The following is a 16836-nucleotide window of genomic DNA, read 5'->3' as shown; positions in this document are numbered from 1 at the left end:
ATACACTGAAATGGCAGAGGATGACAAAGATGAGAGCCGCTCAAATGCATAATTATTCAAAAGAAGTGCAATTGGAATTGAATCATGTCAAGATACCAGAAATCAATACCCATGAGGTACTCGTTAAAGTGAAAGCGGCGGGAGTCAATCCGTTAGATATTCTTTTATTAAATGGCAGTATTCGAATGATTGCTGATTATGATCTCCCACTAACCTTAGGAAATGAATTATCTGGCGTGATTGAGGCTGTTGGCAAAGATGTTGTAAATTTCAAGGTAGGTGACCCCGTTTATACGAGGCTGCCGATGAATAGAATCGGGGCTTTTGCTGAATATGCAGCCGTCAATGAAGATGCCCTGTCCCTAATGCCTAAAAATCTATCCTTTATTGAAGCTGCCGCTGTCCCCCTCACTGCTTTGACTGCTTATCAAGCATTGCATGACGTACTCAACGTTCAGCCTAATACCAAGCTATTTATTCCTGGAGGAACAGGAGGCTTTGGTGCGATGGCCATCCCTATTGCCAAATCCATGGGTCTATATGTGATTACAAGCGGCAGTGAAAGAGGCAGATCCCGTACACTGTCCATTGGCGCTGATCGATTCATCAATTATAAAGAGGAAAACTATGCTGACCTACTATCTGATATAGACTATGTTATCGACACCTTAGGAACAAAAGAGATCAAGAATGAACTTGCTATTCTGAAACCTCAAGGGAAATTAGTATCATTGAAAGCCTTACCCAATTACCGGTTTGCTCATGACAATCATTTTCCCATGTGGAAAAAAATATTGTTTGGTATAGCAGGTGCCCGCTTAGATTGGCTAGCAGCTCGGCATAATAAAGAATATCGATTCTTATTCGTGCAGGCCAATGGCAGTCAATTACAAGAAATGACTACTCTTATTGAGAAAGAAAAGATTACGCCCTCTATCGATTCGATTTATCATTTTGATGACATGAACAAGGCATTACTAAAAGTTTCTACGGGCCGCTCACAAGGAAAAGTGGTTGTAACCTTATGAGGAGGCTGCCGATTGCCAGTCGGCGGGCCGCTTCAAGCGTGCCGGATACGCCAAACGTACAGTCCTATGGCCGCTCCCGCCGGATACAACGCCGGCCAGCCGAGGAGCGGATATAAGGCGAGCACGGCTGCCAGCGAGAGGACGGCGCAGCTTCGGCCCCAGCGGCTGTCCCGCAGCAGCCGCACGCAGGGCATGCAGCCGCCGATGTAGGCGGCGATGAAGGCCGCATTCGGCAGCGCAATCAGCTCCGCGAGCGAGACGGCTTCGCTGTACAGCGGGAGCAGGGCGCCCATGCGGCCCGCCGCGATAAAGATCAGCCCGCCGACCGGCGTGCCGTACTTGAGATGCAGGGCGCCGAACCACTTGGGCGCGACCCCTTCCTGGGCCAGAGCGTAGGCGGCACGCGAAGACGCGTTATGGGCCGCAAAGCAGATGAGCAAGTCGGTTGCGGCGACGGCCCAGCCTCCCTCGGCTTCGGAGGGCTCGCTGAAGCCGAGATCGCCTAGGGATTGAAGCGCCTGAGCAGGCCTGGGCGAAGGTATGGGAGACGGATTCTCCCACCGCCTGGTGCGCGAAGGCGGCCTCGCAGTTCTGAAGGACGGCAGGGCAGGGCCGCTGTGAAGGTATGTCATGGACCGGCCGAATCCCTCCCCAACAAAAAAGATTGTCTAAATAAACCACTCACGTGACTTACCGGTCTCTCCGATAAATTAGGTAAAGTAAATTACCTTTTTAAAGGAGTGTGTATTATGGGTGGACAGTCCCTGTTTTATAGAGTAAAGAACATGTCTCTGCGATTGAAACTGCCATTGCTGATCAGCGTCCTGGTGGTGGTTGTCCTGTCGGCAACCACGAGCGGAATGTATATGTTCTCATCCCAGCTTCTGTTCCGCAAGAGTATTGATGAAATCAACGCCAACTCGGACCGAATCGCGGAAGGGTTATGGACTGCACTGCAGCTGCAGGAGCAGGCCGCTTATTTGTTGTCATCCCACAACACGTTCCGTGAACTGCTCGAGCTCCGGGCGGCGGGAAGCTTGACGGATGCCGATTTTTTCTCCGCCAACAATTCGCTCTATACGCGGGCCAACGACACACTGGCGAAGAGCTTTAAGGGTTCCAAAGGGAGCAAGTCGTTTTTGGTGATCGATGCCAAGGGTACGATTGTGGCAGGAACAAACCAAGAGAATATTGGACAATCGCGTGCAGACCGCGAGTATTTCATTGAGGGGATGAAGGGCAGTTCGTTTATCAGTGATGCGATCATCTCCAAGAGTGACGGAAGCGTGCTGCTCGCTTTCTCGCAGCCGATCAAGAATCTGAGCGGGACCGTACTTGGCGTATACGTGACCACGGTAGATACCTCATTTTTTACAGATAAATTGGGGGATATTAAGATCAACGCCGAGGGACAGATCGAGATCACAAGCCGCGGCGGAATCATACTCTATAACAATATTGATCCATCCAGAGTGGGCCAAAGCTTGGGGGACTCGCCGGAGATCAAAGCGTTCTTGGCGGACCGCGCAATCGGAGAAATCAAAACAGTGTCTACCGACTTAGGGGGCGCTTACCTTCGTACAAACAAGATACCGAATTCGGATGTGTATATATCGGTGGTAGACAGCCACGAAGACATTGGGCGTCCGATCAAAGACTTTCTTATGAAAGTCCTCATGATGGCCGGCGGAGCGATTGTCCTTGCCGTTGGCTTCGGCCTGCTGCTGTCCCGTTACATCACCAGACCGATTATCCGCTTGTCTGCCCTGTTCAAGCAGCTCGCTTCGGGTGACCTGACGGTACGTTCCGATGACAAATATGACAGCGAGTTTAAGGTGCTGGCAGACAGCTTCAACCAGATGGTCGATCAGAACAAGTCGCTCATCAGCAGCATGAATCAATCGATTCTGGTTCTCAAGGACAATACCGATGAGCTTGATGCCTCTTCCAAAGCCACGGCCTCTTCGATTCATGAAACGACGACAACCACGGCGGAGATTGCCAAAGCGATGGAGTCCCAAGCGGATGACACGGAGAAGATCGTAGATAAATTCAATGGGTTTGGTGAAAAATTTGCTTCGATGAATATCAAAGCACAGCTTGTCAGTGAACGGGCTGAACAAATCGTAGATGTGTTCCATACCAGCAGCGAAGTGGTAGACAGCTTGAGCCAAATCAATGATAAGAATGAAGAAGAAGTGCAAAAAATCTCTAACATTACCCTTCAGCTTCAGGAGAGCTCGGACAACATCCGGAAGATCACCGGAGCGATCAGCGACATCGCCGCTCAAACCAATCTGCTTGCCTTGAATGCCTCCATCGAGGCTTCGAGAGCGGGGGAACACGGCCGTGGTTTTGCGGTTGTAGCCGATGAGATCCGTAAACTTGCGGAGCAGAGCTCGAAGCAGTCCAGCGAGATCAATGCCATTATTCAGCAGAACCTCGCTTATGTATCCGAGAACAATCAAAGCGTAGCCCAGATCAAAGAAATCTCCTTACTTCAAGATCAATATGTAGGAAAAACGAAGCAAGCGTTCCAGACAATCCTCGATAACATTACCGATATCACCGAGCAGATCAAAATCATGGTTAAGGACGTAGCCAGTCTGGAGCGGGATAAAGACCTCATGCAGGATTCGGCGCAAAGCCTCTCTGCGGCAGGAGAAGAAGTATCCGCCTCCGTCGAGGAAGTGACGGCCACCATGCATGAACAAACCGCTATGGTTCAGCAAGTCGCGGATATGGTCGAATCAATTGATGCGCTCACCAAACAGCTTGCAGGCGAAGTATCCAAGTTCAAGCTATAAAAACTCCCCAACCAATGCCGCGGCCAGCGGCTTGGTTGTTTTTTTTGTGTTCCCCCTGGCTCCAGAAGCCGCCGCTGCCCCGATCCTCCGTTCGCAGGCGATCCGCTCTCCATTTCTAACAAATATCCATGAATTCTTTCCAAAATTCTATTACATAACCAGACGGTATAAAGTAGAATACCCATGCAGTTCAAGAAATGCAGTTCAAAAATGGAGGGGTCAAGGGATGACAACCTATAGGATAGGAATAGACTTGGGTGGAACGAACATCAAATCTGCCGTCTTTGATTCCGAGTTCCAGCTGCTTCTCGAAAGGAGTGATCCTACAGAAGCCATTCGGGGGCCGGGTCATGTATTACATCTAATGAAAACCATCATCAAACAGATGCTGCGGGACTTAGCGATCGACCAGAACGCCGTGCTATGCATGGGAATGGGGATCCCGGGCCTGCTCGATCCCCAGGAAGGACGATCCATATTCTCCCCCAACTTTCCGCAATGGGAAGATATCCACGTTGTCCGCGAGATGCAGAGCGAATTCTCATTCCCGGTATGGATAGATAATGATGTCCGGGTCAATCTGTATGGGGAATGGCTGTTCGGAGCGGGAAGAGGTTATCGGAACATCGTTCTGCTCACGCTGGGTACGGGAGTAGGATCCGGGATTGTAGCGGATGGAAGGGTACTCTATGGACATACCTCATCCGCCGGGGAGCTCGGCCATATGAATATGTATAGGGAAGGAAGGCCATGCCGTTGCGGCAGCTCGGGTTGTCTTGGGCGGTATGTCTCCGCTACAGGAATGGTACAAAGCTTGAAGGAAGAACTCGAAGCAGGCCAACCCAGCATCATCAGCAGCTGGATTCAAGGGGAGTATCATAGACTCACTTCCCAACTGATTTCGGAAGCATACGATCAAGGAGACGCCTTAGCGATAGAAGTGATGCATGAGACAGGAAGGCTTCTAGGGTTCGGTCTCTCTAACGTGATCAACCTTCTGAATCCCGAACTTCTAATTATTGGCGGGGGGATGTCGGCAGCGGGGGACCGGTTGCTGCACTCTGTCCGTGACACCATAGGGAAGCATGCTTTGAAGCTCTCTTCCCAAGGATGTGCTGTGGTGCAAGCGTCATTAGGAAGCAGAGCGGGCATGGTGGGCGCCGCCGCTTATGCCCACATGAGAATCTCCCGCTAAGCTATGCCTCTGGATAGAAAAGTAGCCGGATGCCAAAACTGGAAGGGGAGGGACATGGGGAGTTCAGGAACAAGGGCAGAGCATCCGCCTCATGACGCCTGCCGGATCCTGGCCGGGCACTGCGCCATTTGACAGACCACCATGTAACCATTACAATAACTATTGTTATGATAAGTAACTAATCATAATTTTATAAGTAACATACATTTTCACCCATACACAAGGGTTGCATGTTCAGGAGGGTCTACATATGAGCACGAACGAAGCCAAACGCCAAGAGATTCTGGAGGCTTTTCAATTCAGGCACGCTACCAAGAGCTTCGACGCGGAGCGTAAAATATCCGATGAGGATTTTCAAGTCATTCTTGAAGCCGGCCGCCTGTCGCCGAGCTCGGTAGGCCTGGAGCCGTGGAAGTTCCTCGTGGTCCAGAATCCCGAGCTGCGCGGAAGGATGCGCGAGATCTCCTGGGGCGCCCAGGGACAGCTGCCTACGGCCAGTCACTTTGTCATCCTGCTCGCACGCAAAAACGGGCGCTACGATACGGATTACTTCTGGCATCAGATGACCGGGACGAAGCAAATTCCCGAGGAGACGGTGCGGACCATGATGTCCAGATACTCGAGCTTCCAGGGAGAAGACTTCAAGCTGTTCGAGAGCGAGCGCACGCTGTTCGACTGGGCATCGAAACAAACTTATATTGCGCTGGCCAACATGATGACAGCGGCCGCTCTGCTCGGGATTGATTCTTGTCCGATCGAAGGGTACAGCATGGAGCGAATGAACGAGCTGCTGGAGCAGGAGGGACTGCTCGAAGACGGGGCGTATGGAGTCAGCGTTATGGCTGCCTTCGGCTACCGCGAGAAAGATCCCCGTCCCAAAGCCAGAAGAACGGCGGAAGACGTCATCCAGTGGATCGAGTAAGCGACCCATTCTCGACAGCGCCGCCGATCTGCAAAAGCGCAGCTCGTCGATTTTGACATCATCGAAGCGCTTCCTACACCGCATCCTGTCCAATGACGGATGACATGAGTCTGCTCTCATAATAACGCCGCCCACAGGGCGGCTTATTTGTGTTATTAAACCAATTTTTGATGTATGGGGCGACATATTCATACATATTCTCCTTCATGGATCGGGTAACATGCCGTGTCCTTCCACTTGTGATGACAAAGGAGTGTATTCATGCTTAAGGAGAGGTACGGCAAAGCTATGAGGCTCATGCGGTGGGTGATGGTCTTCTTGATGATCGTACCGGCTGCGGCTTGGTTCCACACCGAACCGGCATCTGCTGCGGGCCGGCAGTCCGTTCGGATCCTCCACTACAATGTGCAGGGGATCACGGATTTATTTAATGGCGAGGAATACAATCTGACTCCCTATGAAAGAGGCCAGCAGATCGGGGATCGAATCTTGGCCGGCGACTATGACGTCGTCACGCTTAACGAAGTGTTCGACGGGGGAATGAAGGAAGGCATCACCGACAAACTAAAGCCGCACTATGATTACGCACTAACGGAACTCGGTGATACGAGCGTGCTGGACGGCGTACTCGGTAACAGCGGTTTGGCGGTCTTCTCCAAGTTGAAGCCGCTGCCCCGCAGCGACCTGGGTTCGATCGTCGCCAAACAAATTCAGGTGGAGAAGCCGTGTCCCGTCCCGAATGGAGGCTGCCCGCTCGAATACGAAATGGTGGACGTTTCAGTCCAAGAGTTGATCTGTGGAACGTACCATATCGTGGATTCCTACGGATTCGACAGCCATTGCAGCAACGGTTTCTTGCCTTACGACGATTTGTATCATGACGATTCGTACAGCAACAAGGGCGTCGGCTGGGTGCGGCTGGAGGATCCATCCGGCCTGCCGTTCAACGTATTCTTCTCGCATACCCAGGCCACCTATTCGATACCCGATACGGAGGCTGAGGCCGGCCGCGCCAGCAATTTTGCGCAGATCGCGGATATGATTCGCTTCGTCCTGCCCGGACAGAGCCTCAAGAATGAAGCGATCGTGCTGACCGGCGATCTCAATGTCATGGCCGGCAGCGCGGAATACGACGCTCTGATCGGTACAGCGAGCGAGCTGCATCAGCTCGGATTGGCAGATACGTGGGCGGTCCACAATTCCCCCAAAGGCCAAGATCCCGGATTCACGAGACGGCTTATGAATACCCATGTGCTGATCGACGAGGAGTTCAAATCCGACCAGCGGCTCGATTATATATTGGCCAACTATCCGCGCGGCTGTTTCCTTCATTCCACTGTCAAACGGGACTACAAGGATACGAAAGGGACGGATTTATCGGACCATTACGGCGTGGACATCGCCATCGGGACCAGCGCAGCCTATTGCTCGCCCAAAACAGCCAAAGTTGACCCTCCGGAAGGCGCGAATTCCATGCTGCTGTCCACAGCGGGCAATTACCAATGGATGTACTTCCCAGACCCGGGAACGTATACGTTCAAGGCGTGGGCGGGGATGCCGCCGGCCGCCTTCGAGCTTACCGCCTTCGCGGAGAATGAGATGTCCTTCCCTGTCAAACCGTGGGAAGGGAAGCCAGCTCTGAAATCGCGCGGAGAGTCGGTTGTATACACTGCGCCCGGCCCGTTCTTCCTGCGGATTCGCCCCGTCAAGGCGGACGGTACGCACGATAAGAGCTGGAGCGGACCGTATTCCGTCCAAGTTCATCAAGCCAAGGGAGCGACTTGGGAGGACGCGATCGTGCTTCACCCGGCACAGCCCCTGAACGCGGCGATGGCCAAGGACGACGGCATCAGCCCGCTGCAGAAAGAGGTATATTTCAATTTCAGGACAGAGCTGTCGGATGCCGGACAGCAGTCTTGGTCGACCTTCAAGCTGAAGCAGAAGGAGCTAACAGGCGGCCAATATGCCGATCCCGCGCCGAATAGCCCGCCGAAGTCGTTCGGATACGCGATACGTCAGTCGAAGAACGGTCCGGCCTTGTATGGAAGCGGTCCTTCGCAGGTATCGTCCAACACCTTCGACCAGACGTTCGGCAGCACGGCACAGACGCTGAACACAGGCGAATACAGGCTGATCGTAACCCGGACGCAGCCCGCCATGAATGAGGAGGCCCATTTCTCCCTCACCTACGAAACGAATTTGCGTCTCCTGGATGTGGTCGTACTTTACTGCATCGAGCAGGAGGACTGGACGGGGGATGATGACCCTTACTTGAACTTGATTATCGACGATACCGCAGCCAGCACGTTCCATTATCCGGATACGGACAGCGACCAAGGCCATAACAATCCATCGAGTGTAACCGGAGCTGCGCTCAAACCGCATGGGATCCGAATGATTGCGAAGTCCGAAATCAAGCTTCTGGAAGAGGATGACATCGATGACGACGATTGGATCGACTCCATAACGGTAACCGTCGGGCCAGGCGATAACGGCGCACTGCAGCAGGAGAAATTGCAAGGGGACGACGCGGATTATCGATTGAAATACACGGTGAGTCAACCCTATTAGAACCAAAGAACCGGCCAAGGAAGGGCAGCAGATCCTCCGCGCTTGGCGGTCTTACTATATCCGAAGGTCAATCCGGGTGAAATGTACCCTTAGGCTGTTCGGGTGGAAGAGCAGGCCCGGGCCGCACGCCTTATCGGAACCACACAGGTTGTAGATCCACTCCGATTATGGTAGACTGGATGTAATTTTGATGACGGGAGTGGAACGGATATATGTAGAACTTTTCTTGCTGCGAGATCTCGAATAGAACGTACCCAGCGAACGGCTGCGCTCGTTTTATTTCGTCTTCTGCAAGAAAGGCCTGCATTTCGTCTGCGCTCCCAATCCGGACACCTCCGCTCCCCGTAACGGGACTGGATTTTTTCCGTATGGATTCGAGCCGCGAGAAAGCTACCTTTCTTGCGGCTCTTTTGATTTCCATACGAAAGGATGACCGCTATGACCGCCATTCAAGTATCCAATCTCACGTTTGCCTATCCGGGCAGTTATGACCCTATTTTCGACAAGGTGAATTTTCAAATCGATACCGACTGGAAGCTTGGATTCACCGGGCGCAACGGGAGGGGCAAAACGACGTTCTTGAACCTGCTCCAGGGGAAGTACGAATACAGCGGCACAATCTCCGCTCCCGTCGAGTTTGATTATTTTCCGTTTCCCGTCGAGCATCCGGAGAATCTGACCGTCGATGTCGTCGAAGAGATGGTGCCAGGCTACGAGCTATGGAAGCTGGTGCGCGAGCTGAACCTGCTGAAGGTGTCGGAAGACGTACTGTACCGGCCCTTCGAATCGCTGTCCCAGGGAGAGCAGACGAAGGTGCTGCTAGCCGCTCTCTTCCTCCAGGACAACCGGTTTCTGCTCATCGACGAGCCGACCAACCATCTCGACCTGCATGCCCGCAAGCTTGTCGGCGATTACCTGAATACGAAGCGCGGCTTTATTCTTGTGTCTCACGACCGGGCATTCCTCGACCGCTGCGTCGATCATATCCTGTCGATCAACAAGACGAATATCGAGATCCAGAAGGGCAGCTTCTCCAGTTGGTGGACGAATAAAGCCCGCCAGGACTCGTTCGAGCTGGCAGAGAACGAAAAACTGCACAAAGACATTCAGCGCCTGTCCTCATCTGCCAAACGTACAAGCGGCTGGTCCGACGAGATCGAAAAATCGAAAAACGGAACCCGCAATTCCGGTTCCAAGCTTGACAAGGGATACGTCGGCCACAAAGCCGCCAAAATGATGAAGCGCGCGAAATCCATCGAACATCGGCAGCACGCCGCGGTAGAAGAGAAGTCGAAGCTGCTGAAAAATATCGAGCAGGCCGAAAGCCTGGCGATCTCCCAGCTGGCGTATCCCAAATCCGAGCTGGCCGCACTCGACGACATTACGATTTATTACGGGGACAAACCGGTATGTGCGAACGTCCGCCTCACGCTCGAGCGGGGAGACCGGATTGCCATCTCCGGCCCGAACGGTTCGGGCAAGTCCAGCCTGCTCCGCCTGCTGTGCGGAGAGACGCTGCGTTATACAGGCACGCTTCGGCGGGAGCCGCAGCTTCGTATTTCCCACGTTTCTCAGGATACTTCTCATCTGCGCGGATCGCTTGCCGAGTATGCAGCAGAACACGGAGTCGATGAAAGTTTGTTTAAAGCTATTTTGCGCAAGCTCGACTTCTCCCGCGCCCAGTTCGAGAAGGACATGGCGGCCTTCAGCGGCGGACAGAAGAAAAAGGTGCTGATCGCGCGAAGCCTGTGCGAGGAGGCGCACCTGCATATATGGGACGAACCGCTCAACTTCGTCGATGTCATCTCCCGCATGCAGATCGAAGAGCTGCTGATGGAGTATGCCCCGACCATCGTGTTCGTCGAGCATGACCAGGAATTCCGCGACAGGGTCGCCACCAAAACGGTGGTGCTCGGCTGACCGGGAGGGCGGCAGCGTTGAGTAAAGCAGTTCCCATTTGGTGCCTATCGAACCAAATGGGAACGACCATACAAAAAAGTGCGTACTTTTCAACAAAGAGAGGGGTTGTTAATCTAGAAACAATAGGAGGTGGCGCAGTATGACAAACTACCGTTTATCTGTTGGGGAATACAGCCTGGTCTGGGGAACTCCTGTTAAGCTGGATACCTTGCACGCATCGGGAAGTTCCTTGATCCGTCAGCCCGGTGGGATATGGGACTGGGAACTGCCTGAGGGCGTGTACCTGGCGCGCGAGGTTGTTCGGGAGCTGGCGGTGCTGCTCGACGCGGTGGTCGATCACTTCGGCGGTGCGTACGGTTACGAACCGTTACTGGACAATGTGAAACAGAGTCTGGCCCTCTCGGGGAGAGAGTCCGTACTGCAGCTGGGCTCCTTGACCCTGGCCGACCCGACGAGAATCCAGCTTGCCGAACAGGCCCGAAGGATCGGGGACACGTTGTCCCAGTGGGCGAGGGAGCAGGCGGCCGAAGGTCCGCGATACGATAAGGAAGTTCTGGGTGCCCTTCGCTTCCGAAGCCGGTGCGATAACCATTTGTGGACTCCTCTGGTTACGGAGATGCTGACCGGTCCCCACGGGGGACCTGCCGTGATGCAGCTCTTCAACGAATACCTGCATCAGCTCGTTCTTTTGAGAGACGTTCTGCTGCCATACGCGAATTGGGAGGAGGTTCCTCTTGTGATCAAGCGCCGGGACAAGGGGAAGGGGCTTCGATTCACGGAGCAGGCACGGACCGCATTTCTTGCGGAAGTGTTGATGGGCAGGCCATCGCATCAATCCCTCGTCCGGTATGCACAGAGCGGCCTGGCTCCGGAGCTGTCATCGGCAGGGTACGGCTTTCAGTACCGATACGGCACCATCCTGCCGGCCAGCCTGGGTACCTATCCCGCTGCGGCCCAGAGTTCCCTGCTCCGCTGGTATCCGGTCCGGACGGTGCCGCACAGCGAAGACAGAGGATCTATCTCGGTGGTATTCGATTACGCCTCCCCCGACTACTACTCCGTTCCGCGCAGTCAAGTGGATGCTGGAGTTTCCTCCAACGCCTTGTCGAATGGTCAGGAACTGCACAGTCTGCGAGAAGCCCGGCTGGAGATCATCCCGGTGGAAGGAGATTCGGAACGGGTGCAGCTTCAATACCGGTTACAGATCGGCTCGACAGAATATGGAGTGGACCTCGGTCAGATCCTTCGGGGGCAGCGCTACATGTATCCCGCCCGATCCCATCAGCTGACAGGGGAGACGGCACACCATACTGCGGCGAATATACTAAGCCTGCCCGGGCTGGCAAGCGCCGACGCCGGGACCCATCATATATCCGCCGCGGGCCATCCGCTTGTCGTATGGGCCCTGCTCGGAAAGCTGTATCCGGAGAATGTGTTCGTGCTGGATGGAGCAAGCGGAGAGCAGCCTGAGGGGGCAGGGAGTCCGGGCAAAGGCTTCGGGGCAAAGTTCTGGATCACATAACTGAAGGGCAGCGGTTCGCATCATGGATAACGCCATTAGGCGTGCTGATCTTCCGTCCGAGGGGCATCGGAAGGAAAGCTCTTCACATAATCCTCTCCGTATTCGCAGAGCATTCTGAGCATGGGGGTCAGACGGGATCCGAACTCCGTCAGGTAATATTCTACCTTCGGCGGCGCTACCGGATAGACCTTGCGTATAATCAGGCCGTCATTCTCCAGATCCCGCAGCTGTGCGGTCAGCATCTTCTGGGTCGTGCCGGGCATCAGCTTCTGCAGCTCGCTGAAGCGAAAGGTATTCTCTGCAAGATAGCTGAGGATTAAGATCTTCCATTTGCCGCTGATCAGTTCCAAGGTAATCTCGGATGCGCACCGGTATTGGGTATTTCTGAAGGCAAACATCGCAAATCCAACCTCCTCGGCCTGTAATTCCATTCAAGTTCATTGGATTAGTACGAATTATAACAAACGCCATAAGACCCTTCAAGGTTGGTTTGCATTACAGCTGACTGACAACCGCCAGAACGACCCAGAGAGAGAGGCTCCCGGGTTGTTCCGGCGTTTTTTTGGTGCGTGGACACGTCTTTACTGATTCCTCGTGAACTTGCTCCGGAATGCGGAGGGAGACAGCCCCTCCTTCCTGCTGAAGCAGGTGGAGTAATGGGAGAGATGACGGAACCCCACTTCCTCCGCAATGCGGGCGACCGGCCACGCGGTTTGAACGAGCAGGCGCTTGGACTGCTCGATGCGGAACTGCAGCAGGAAGGCCATTGGCGTAACCCCGTAGATTTTGAGCATGCACTTAGCCAAATAATTGGAATGATAGTTCAGCTCCTTCTGAAGCAGCGTATTGGTGATCTCACGGCTGTAGTTCTGCCGGATATAGACTTCAATCTTCTCCGCCAGGTGGATCGCCGCCGTGTCCGACGGGGAGGCAAGATCCCGGTCGAGATGCTGCAGGAACAGCTGGAAGTACGCCTGCCGCTTCCAGTTGCGCATGGCCTGCGGCTCGTGCTCCTGCTCGAAGAACAAGGACAGAACCTCTCTGGCTTTGCCCGAGAGGTTTAGGGTCTTGGGGATGAAGATCGAGCTCACTTCGGCGTGGTTCAGATACGCCTTCATCCGGTGGCTGGCGGTCAACTCGGCCTGCTGGTCCAGGCATTCGTTCAGATCTCTGCATTCCTGCCAGCTGCCGAAGGTCTGGAAGTGGATCCAGATGATCTCCGTGTCCAGCCGGCAGGGGGAAGGGCTGTAGTGGTGGCCGTCCGGCCGCAGAATGAGGCCGTCACCTTCCCCGAGCAGCCACTCGCGGCCGTTCTCCGCGATCGGCAGGCTGCCCTTGACCACCACGATCAGATCGAATACCCCGATCCCGCTCCGGTCGATATGATAATCCCCGGACCGGTAGGAGGCATACCCGCAATCCACGAAGTAGGGGATCGGCGGCGACATGAAATGCAGAATTTCGGAATTCATCAGTTCACCCTCCAGGAGGTTGTAAATATGAAAATTGTGGTTGGTTTACCCCGTTTGTTTTTCATATTACATGAATTACCATAATAGAGGAAGCGCTTACTTACAGGATGTAAATCTATAACGGCAGTGCGGGTCAGCATCCACATTCAAGGGGGATTCGGTATGAAACAAAACGTATGGAGTACGGCGGCAGTGAGTCTGGCGGTAGCGGTGGGGATCAGCGGCTGCTCGGCGGAAGCTCCTGCCGCCCATCCTGCGCACGACCAGGGAACGCCGAAGGCAGGCTCGTCTGCCGGAGAGAAGGTGGTCTTCTGGACGTTCGTAGAGGCGCACAAGAAATTCGTAGAGAGCATGGCGGCTTCCTGGAACCAGAGCCATCCGGACAACAAGATCGAGCTGCAGGCTGCCACCATTCCCTACGATGACATGCACACGAAGCTGCTGGTTGCGCTGCAATCCGGGGTAGGCGCACCGGATCTGGTAGACATCGAGCAGAGCAAGTTCCCGAACTTCATGAAGGGTACACCGCAGCTCGTATCCCTCAATGATATCGTGGAGCCGGAGCTGAAGAACATCGTTCCGTCCAGAGTGGAGATCTACAGCAAGGACCGCACCTACTACGGCATTGACTATCATGTAGGGGCAACCGTGATGTATTACAACAAAGAGCTGCTGGACCAGGCGGGGATCAACCCCGACAGCATCCGGACGTGGAATGACTTTGCGGCGGCGGGGAGGGTTATGCTCGAGAAGACCGGGAAGCCGATGATTACCTTCGAAGGCAACGGGAACTGGTCGTGGTGGCCGGCCATCAGCCAGCAGGGCTCGGACCAGGTGGATGCGAGCGGGAATGCCACCGTGGATACGCCGGTGAACGTGAAGACCATGCAGTTCTTCCAGCAGATGGTCAAGGACAAGGTGGCTGCTGTGGCACCGGGAGCGGGACACGACACGGAAGAATATTTCGGCTACATGGACTCGGGCCGTGCGGCTTCGGTATTCATGCCGTTCTGGTTCATGACGCGGTTCACCGACCAGATGCCGGGCCTGAAGGGGAAGATCGTCATCCGTCCGATGCCCGCATGGACGGAAGGGGGGAACCGCTCGGCAGGCATGGGCGGCACGGCGACCTCTATTACCTCGCAGGCCAAGAATCCGAAGCTCATCAAAGACTTTCTGGCTTACGCTAAGCTGACCAAGGAAGGCAATATCCAGATCTGGAGGCAGCTGGGATTTGATCCGATCCGGACCGATGTCTGGACAGACCCCGCCATGAAGGAATCCAACAAATTCACGGATTATTTCGGAACGGATATCTTTGATACGCTGCTGAGTGTCAAGGATCAGATTGCGCCGGTGCACATCCGGGAGAAATCGCCTGTCGTCTTCGACGCCATCCGCAATAAAGCCATACCTGACATTTTCATCAATATGAAGGACCCGGCCGTCGTGCTGAAGGAAGTCCAGGCTGGTCTGCAATAAGAGGTATCGCAGGATAAGGCCGGCTGGCATGGAGTGCCGCTGGCTTCAAGTGGAGGAATCAAAGCTATGCGATTAAAACTAGCAAAAGTGCCGGCCGAGGCCAAAAAAATGCAGCTCCGCCTCGGCCGATCCCAAGATATCGTCCCTTATCTGTTCGTCCTTCCGTTTCTGCTTTCCTTCTCGATCTTCTTCGCCTATCCGCTGCTGAGTGCGGGGCTTATGAGCTTCCAGCACATCGTACCGGGGGAGACGCAGTTCGTCGGTCTCGACAATTACAGGAGACTGTGGAACGGCGACTTCCAGGATGCCCTCGCCAACAGCACGAAGTATACCTTCTGGACGCTGCTGCTCCTCATCCCTGTGCCCATGATCCTGGCCGTGCTGCTGAATTCGAAGCGGCTGGCGGCGAGGAATGCGTTCCGCTCCGCCACCTTCATCCCCGCGCTGACTTCGGTGGTGGTGGCTGGGGTGATCTTCCGCCTGATCTTCGGGGAGCTGGACGGGGCCCTGATGAACACTGTGCTTCACTTCTTCGGTCTCCCCAGCCAGCGGTGGCTGTACAGTTCCCATCTCTCCATGTTCGCTCTCTTGGTGCTTGCCGGCTGGCGCTGGACCGGGATCAATATGCTGTATTTCCTGTCTGCCCTGCAGAGCATTCCTGCCGAGATGTATGAGGCGGCGGATATCGACGGTGCCGGCCGATGGAGGAAGCTGTTCAGTATCACGGTGCCGCTGCTGAAGCCGGTGACGATCTATGTGCTCACCATCTCCATCTACGGCGGGTACTCGATGTTCACGGAGTCCTATATGCTCTGGGCGGGGAAGCCCTCGCCCCAGAACATCGGGCTGACGATCGTCGGTTACATCTACCAGCAGGGATTCCAATACTTCGACCTGGGCTTCGGCGCGGCTATCGGGGTCGTCCTGCTGGGCATTACACTTGGGGTCAGCCTGCTGCAGCTTTCCTTGACAGGCATGTTCGGAAAGGAGGAGTAGCCCTGTGCAAGCGAAAGAGAAGGTGCCCTTTACTCTGTCTTCGCTGCTGCTGCTGATGTTGTTTGCGGCGGTCGCCGTATTCATGCTGTTCCCGTTATATGCGCTCTTCCTGGCTTCGTTCAAGCCTGCGGCCGAGCTGTTCCGGTACGGCCTGAATGTCCGCCTGGACGTGCAGCTCATGAACCTGGACAGCTACTGGAATCTGCTCTCGGGGAAGGGGGAGGCGGTCCATTACTTCGACTGGTACAAGAACAGCCTGGTCATCACCGTCCTGTACACGCTGCTCAGCCTGTTCTTCTCCTCCATGGTGGGCTATGGCCTCGGCATGTACCGGTTCCGCGGACGCGGCTTCATCTTCACCCTGGTGCTGATCGTCATGATGATCCCGGTGGAGATCATTCTGCTGCCGCTCTACAAGCTGATGATCACGCTGAAGCTGATCAACACGATCTGGGGCGTCATTCTCCCGTTCATGGTCGCGCCGCTGCCGATCTTCTTCTTCCGCCAATTCGCCACCGGCCTGCCCCGTGACTTCATGGACGCCGGCCGGATCGACGGCTGCTCGGAGTTCGGCATCTACTTCAGGATCATGGTTCCCCTGATGGCCCCGGCCTTCGGCGCCATTACGATTCTCCAGGCGATGAACTCCTGGAACCAGTTCCTGTGGCCGCTGATTGTGCTGAGGACGACGGAGCAGTTCACACTACCTATCGGTCTGGCCTCCTTCGTGTCCCCGCTCGGCGGCAACTATGAAGCCCTGATCGCAGGCTCCGTGCTGGCCATCCTCCCGATCCTGATCCTCTTCCTGTTCTTCCAGCGCTTCTTCATCGCGGGACTGACCGTAGGCGGGGTCAAGGGGTAGCAGGGGGGCACATCGTACAAGAAGCAGCACATAAGAAACAGCACATAAGAAACAGCACA

13 protein-coding genes are annotated in these 16836 nt (G+C 54.7%); 10 read left to right on the top strand and 3 right to left on the bottom strand.

Translation table 11 applies throughout. The features are described 5' to 3' along the window. Positions 1-29: 29 nt before the first annotated feature. On the top strand, positions 30-1028 hold the full coding sequence (locus tag O9H32_RS08150; protein WP_269865461.1) for an NADP-dependent oxidoreductase: 999 nt from the start codon (positions 30-32) through the stop codon (positions 1026-1028). Between the two features lie 32 nt (positions 1029-1060). Here the strand turns inward: O9H32_RS08150 and O9H32_RS08145 are convergent, their stop codons facing one another. Further along, positions 1061-1660 carry an APC family permease gene (locus O9H32_RS08145; RefSeq protein WP_269865460.1) on the bottom strand — a complete coding sequence of 200 codons (600 nt, stop codon included), beginning with the start codon at positions 1658-1660 and terminating at the stop codon, positions 1061-1063. Between the two features lie 165 nt (positions 1661-1825). On the opposite strand from O9H32_RS08145, the gene O9H32_RS08140 reads away from it, so the two are divergent. From O9H32_RS08140 to O9H32_RS08115, 6 genes are all read left to right on the top strand, one after another. After that, positions 1826-3835, top strand: a complete 2010-nt coding sequence (locus O9H32_RS08140) for a methyl-accepting chemotaxis protein (RefSeq protein ID WP_269865458.1) — start codon at positions 1826-1828, stop codon at positions 3833-3835. Further along, a complete protein-coding gene (locus tag O9H32_RS08135; RefSeq protein ID WP_269865457.1) occupies positions 3804-5030 on the top strand; it encodes an ROK family protein in 1227 nt (408 codons plus the stop codon). The genes O9H32_RS08140 and O9H32_RS08135 overlap by 32 nt, the downstream gene beginning before the upstream one ends. 250 nt (positions 5031-5280) lie before the next feature. Next, positions 5281-5952 carry an NAD(P)H-dependent oxidoreductase gene (locus O9H32_RS08130; RefSeq protein WP_269865456.1) on the top strand — a complete coding sequence of 224 codons (672 nt, stop codon included), beginning with the start codon at positions 5281-5283 and terminating at the stop codon, positions 5950-5952. Positions 5953-6213: 261 nt separating this feature from the next. Next, positions 6214-8523, top strand: a complete 2310-nt coding sequence (locus O9H32_RS08125; protein WP_269865455.1) for an endonuclease/exonuclease/phosphatase family protein — start codon at positions 6214-6216, stop codon at positions 8521-8523. Positions 8524-8961: 438 nt separating this feature from the next. Then, on the top strand, positions 8962-10443 hold the full coding sequence (gene abc-f, locus O9H32_RS08120; RefSeq protein WP_269865454.1) for a ribosomal protection-like ABC-F family protein: 1482 nt from the start codon (positions 8962-8964) through the stop codon (positions 10441-10443). Between the two features lie 139 nt (positions 10444-10582). After that, positions 10583-11965 (top strand): hypothetical protein, encoded by a 1383-nt coding sequence (locus tag O9H32_RS08115; RefSeq protein WP_269865453.1) that lies wholly within the window; start codon positions 10583-10585, stop codon positions 11963-11965. A gap of 35 nt (positions 11966-12000) precedes the next feature. Here the strand turns inward: O9H32_RS08115 and O9H32_RS08110 are convergent, their stop codons facing one another. Beyond that, positions 12001-12363: a winged helix-turn-helix transcriptional regulator gene (locus tag O9H32_RS08110; RefSeq protein ID WP_269865452.1), complete on the bottom strand. Its 363-nt coding sequence runs from the start codon at positions 12361-12363 to the stop codon at positions 12001-12003. Between the two features lie 183 nt (positions 12364-12546). After that, entirely contained in the window at positions 12547-13437 is an 891-nt protein-coding gene (locus tag O9H32_RS08105) for an AraC family transcriptional regulator (RefSeq protein ID WP_269865451.1), read from the bottom strand. A gap of 162 nt (positions 13438-13599) precedes the next feature. On the opposite strand from O9H32_RS08105, the gene O9H32_RS08100 reads away from it, so the two are divergent. From O9H32_RS08100 to O9H32_RS08090, 3 genes are all read left to right on the top strand, one after another. Continuing rightward, positions 13600-14919 carry an ABC transporter substrate-binding protein gene (locus O9H32_RS08100; RefSeq protein WP_269865450.1) on the top strand — a complete coding sequence of 440 codons (1320 nt, stop codon included), beginning with the start codon at positions 13600-13602 and terminating at the stop codon, positions 14917-14919. Between the two features lie 66 nt (positions 14920-14985). Next, positions 14986-15915 carry a carbohydrate ABC transporter permease gene (locus tag O9H32_RS08095; protein ID WP_269865449.1) on the top strand — a complete coding sequence of 310 codons (930 nt, stop codon included), beginning with the start codon at positions 14986-14988 and terminating at the stop codon, positions 15913-15915. A gap of 4 nt (positions 15916-15919) precedes the next feature. Continuing rightward, complete coding sequence (locus O9H32_RS08090) at positions 15920-16777, top strand: carbohydrate ABC transporter permease (RefSeq protein WP_406627275.1); 858 nt, start codon at positions 15920-15922, stop codon at positions 16775-16777. Positions 16778-16836: the final 59 nt, after the last annotated feature.

Source organism: Paenibacillus caseinilyticus, from assembly GCF_027533645.1.
GTDB lineage: Bacteria > Bacillota > Bacilli > Paenibacillales > NBRC-103111 > Paenibacillus_G > Paenibacillus_G caseinilyticus.
This window is presented reverse-complemented; position numbering and strand designations above follow the sequence as displayed.

Bases quoted from the DNA above. Each gene is read 5' to 3' on its own strand.
- O9H32_RS08150 (WP_269865461.1), top strand. From the start codon at position 30: ATGAGAGCCGCTCAAATGCATAATTATTCAAAAGAAGTGCAATTGGAA.
- O9H32_RS08145 (WP_269865460.1), bottom strand. From the start codon at position 1,660: ATGACATACCTTCACAGCGGCCCTGCCCTGCCGTCCTTCAGAACTGCG.
- O9H32_RS08130 (WP_269865456.1), top strand. From the start codon at position 5,281: ATGAGCACGAACGAAGCCAAACGCCAAGAGATTCTGGAGGCTTTTCAA.
- O9H32_RS08125 (WP_269865455.1), top strand. From the start codon at position 6,214: ATGCTTAAGGAGAGGTACGGCAAAGCTATGAGGCTCATGCGGTGGGTG.
- abc-f (WP_269865454.1), top strand. From the start codon at position 8,962: ATGACCGCCATTCAAGTATCCAATCTCACGTTTGCCTATCCGGGCAGT.
- O9H32_RS08115 (WP_269865453.1), top strand. From the start codon at position 10,583: ATGACAAACTACCGTTTATCTGTTGGGGAATACAGCCTGGTCTGGGGA.
- O9H32_RS08110 (WP_269865452.1), bottom strand. From the start codon at position 12,363: ATGTTTGCCTTCAGAAATACCCAATACCGGTGCGCATCCGAGATTACC.
- O9H32_RS08105 (WP_269865451.1), bottom strand. From the start codon at position 13,437: ATGAATTCCGAAATTCTGCATTTCATGTCGCCGCCGATCCCCTACTTC.
- O9H32_RS08100 (WP_269865450.1), top strand. From the start codon at position 13,600: ATGAAACAAAACGTATGGAGTACGGCGGCAGTGAGTCTGGCGGTAGCG.
- O9H32_RS08095 (WP_269865449.1), top strand. From the start codon at position 14,986: ATGCGATTAAAACTAGCAAAAGTGCCGGCCGAGGCCAAAAAAATGCAG.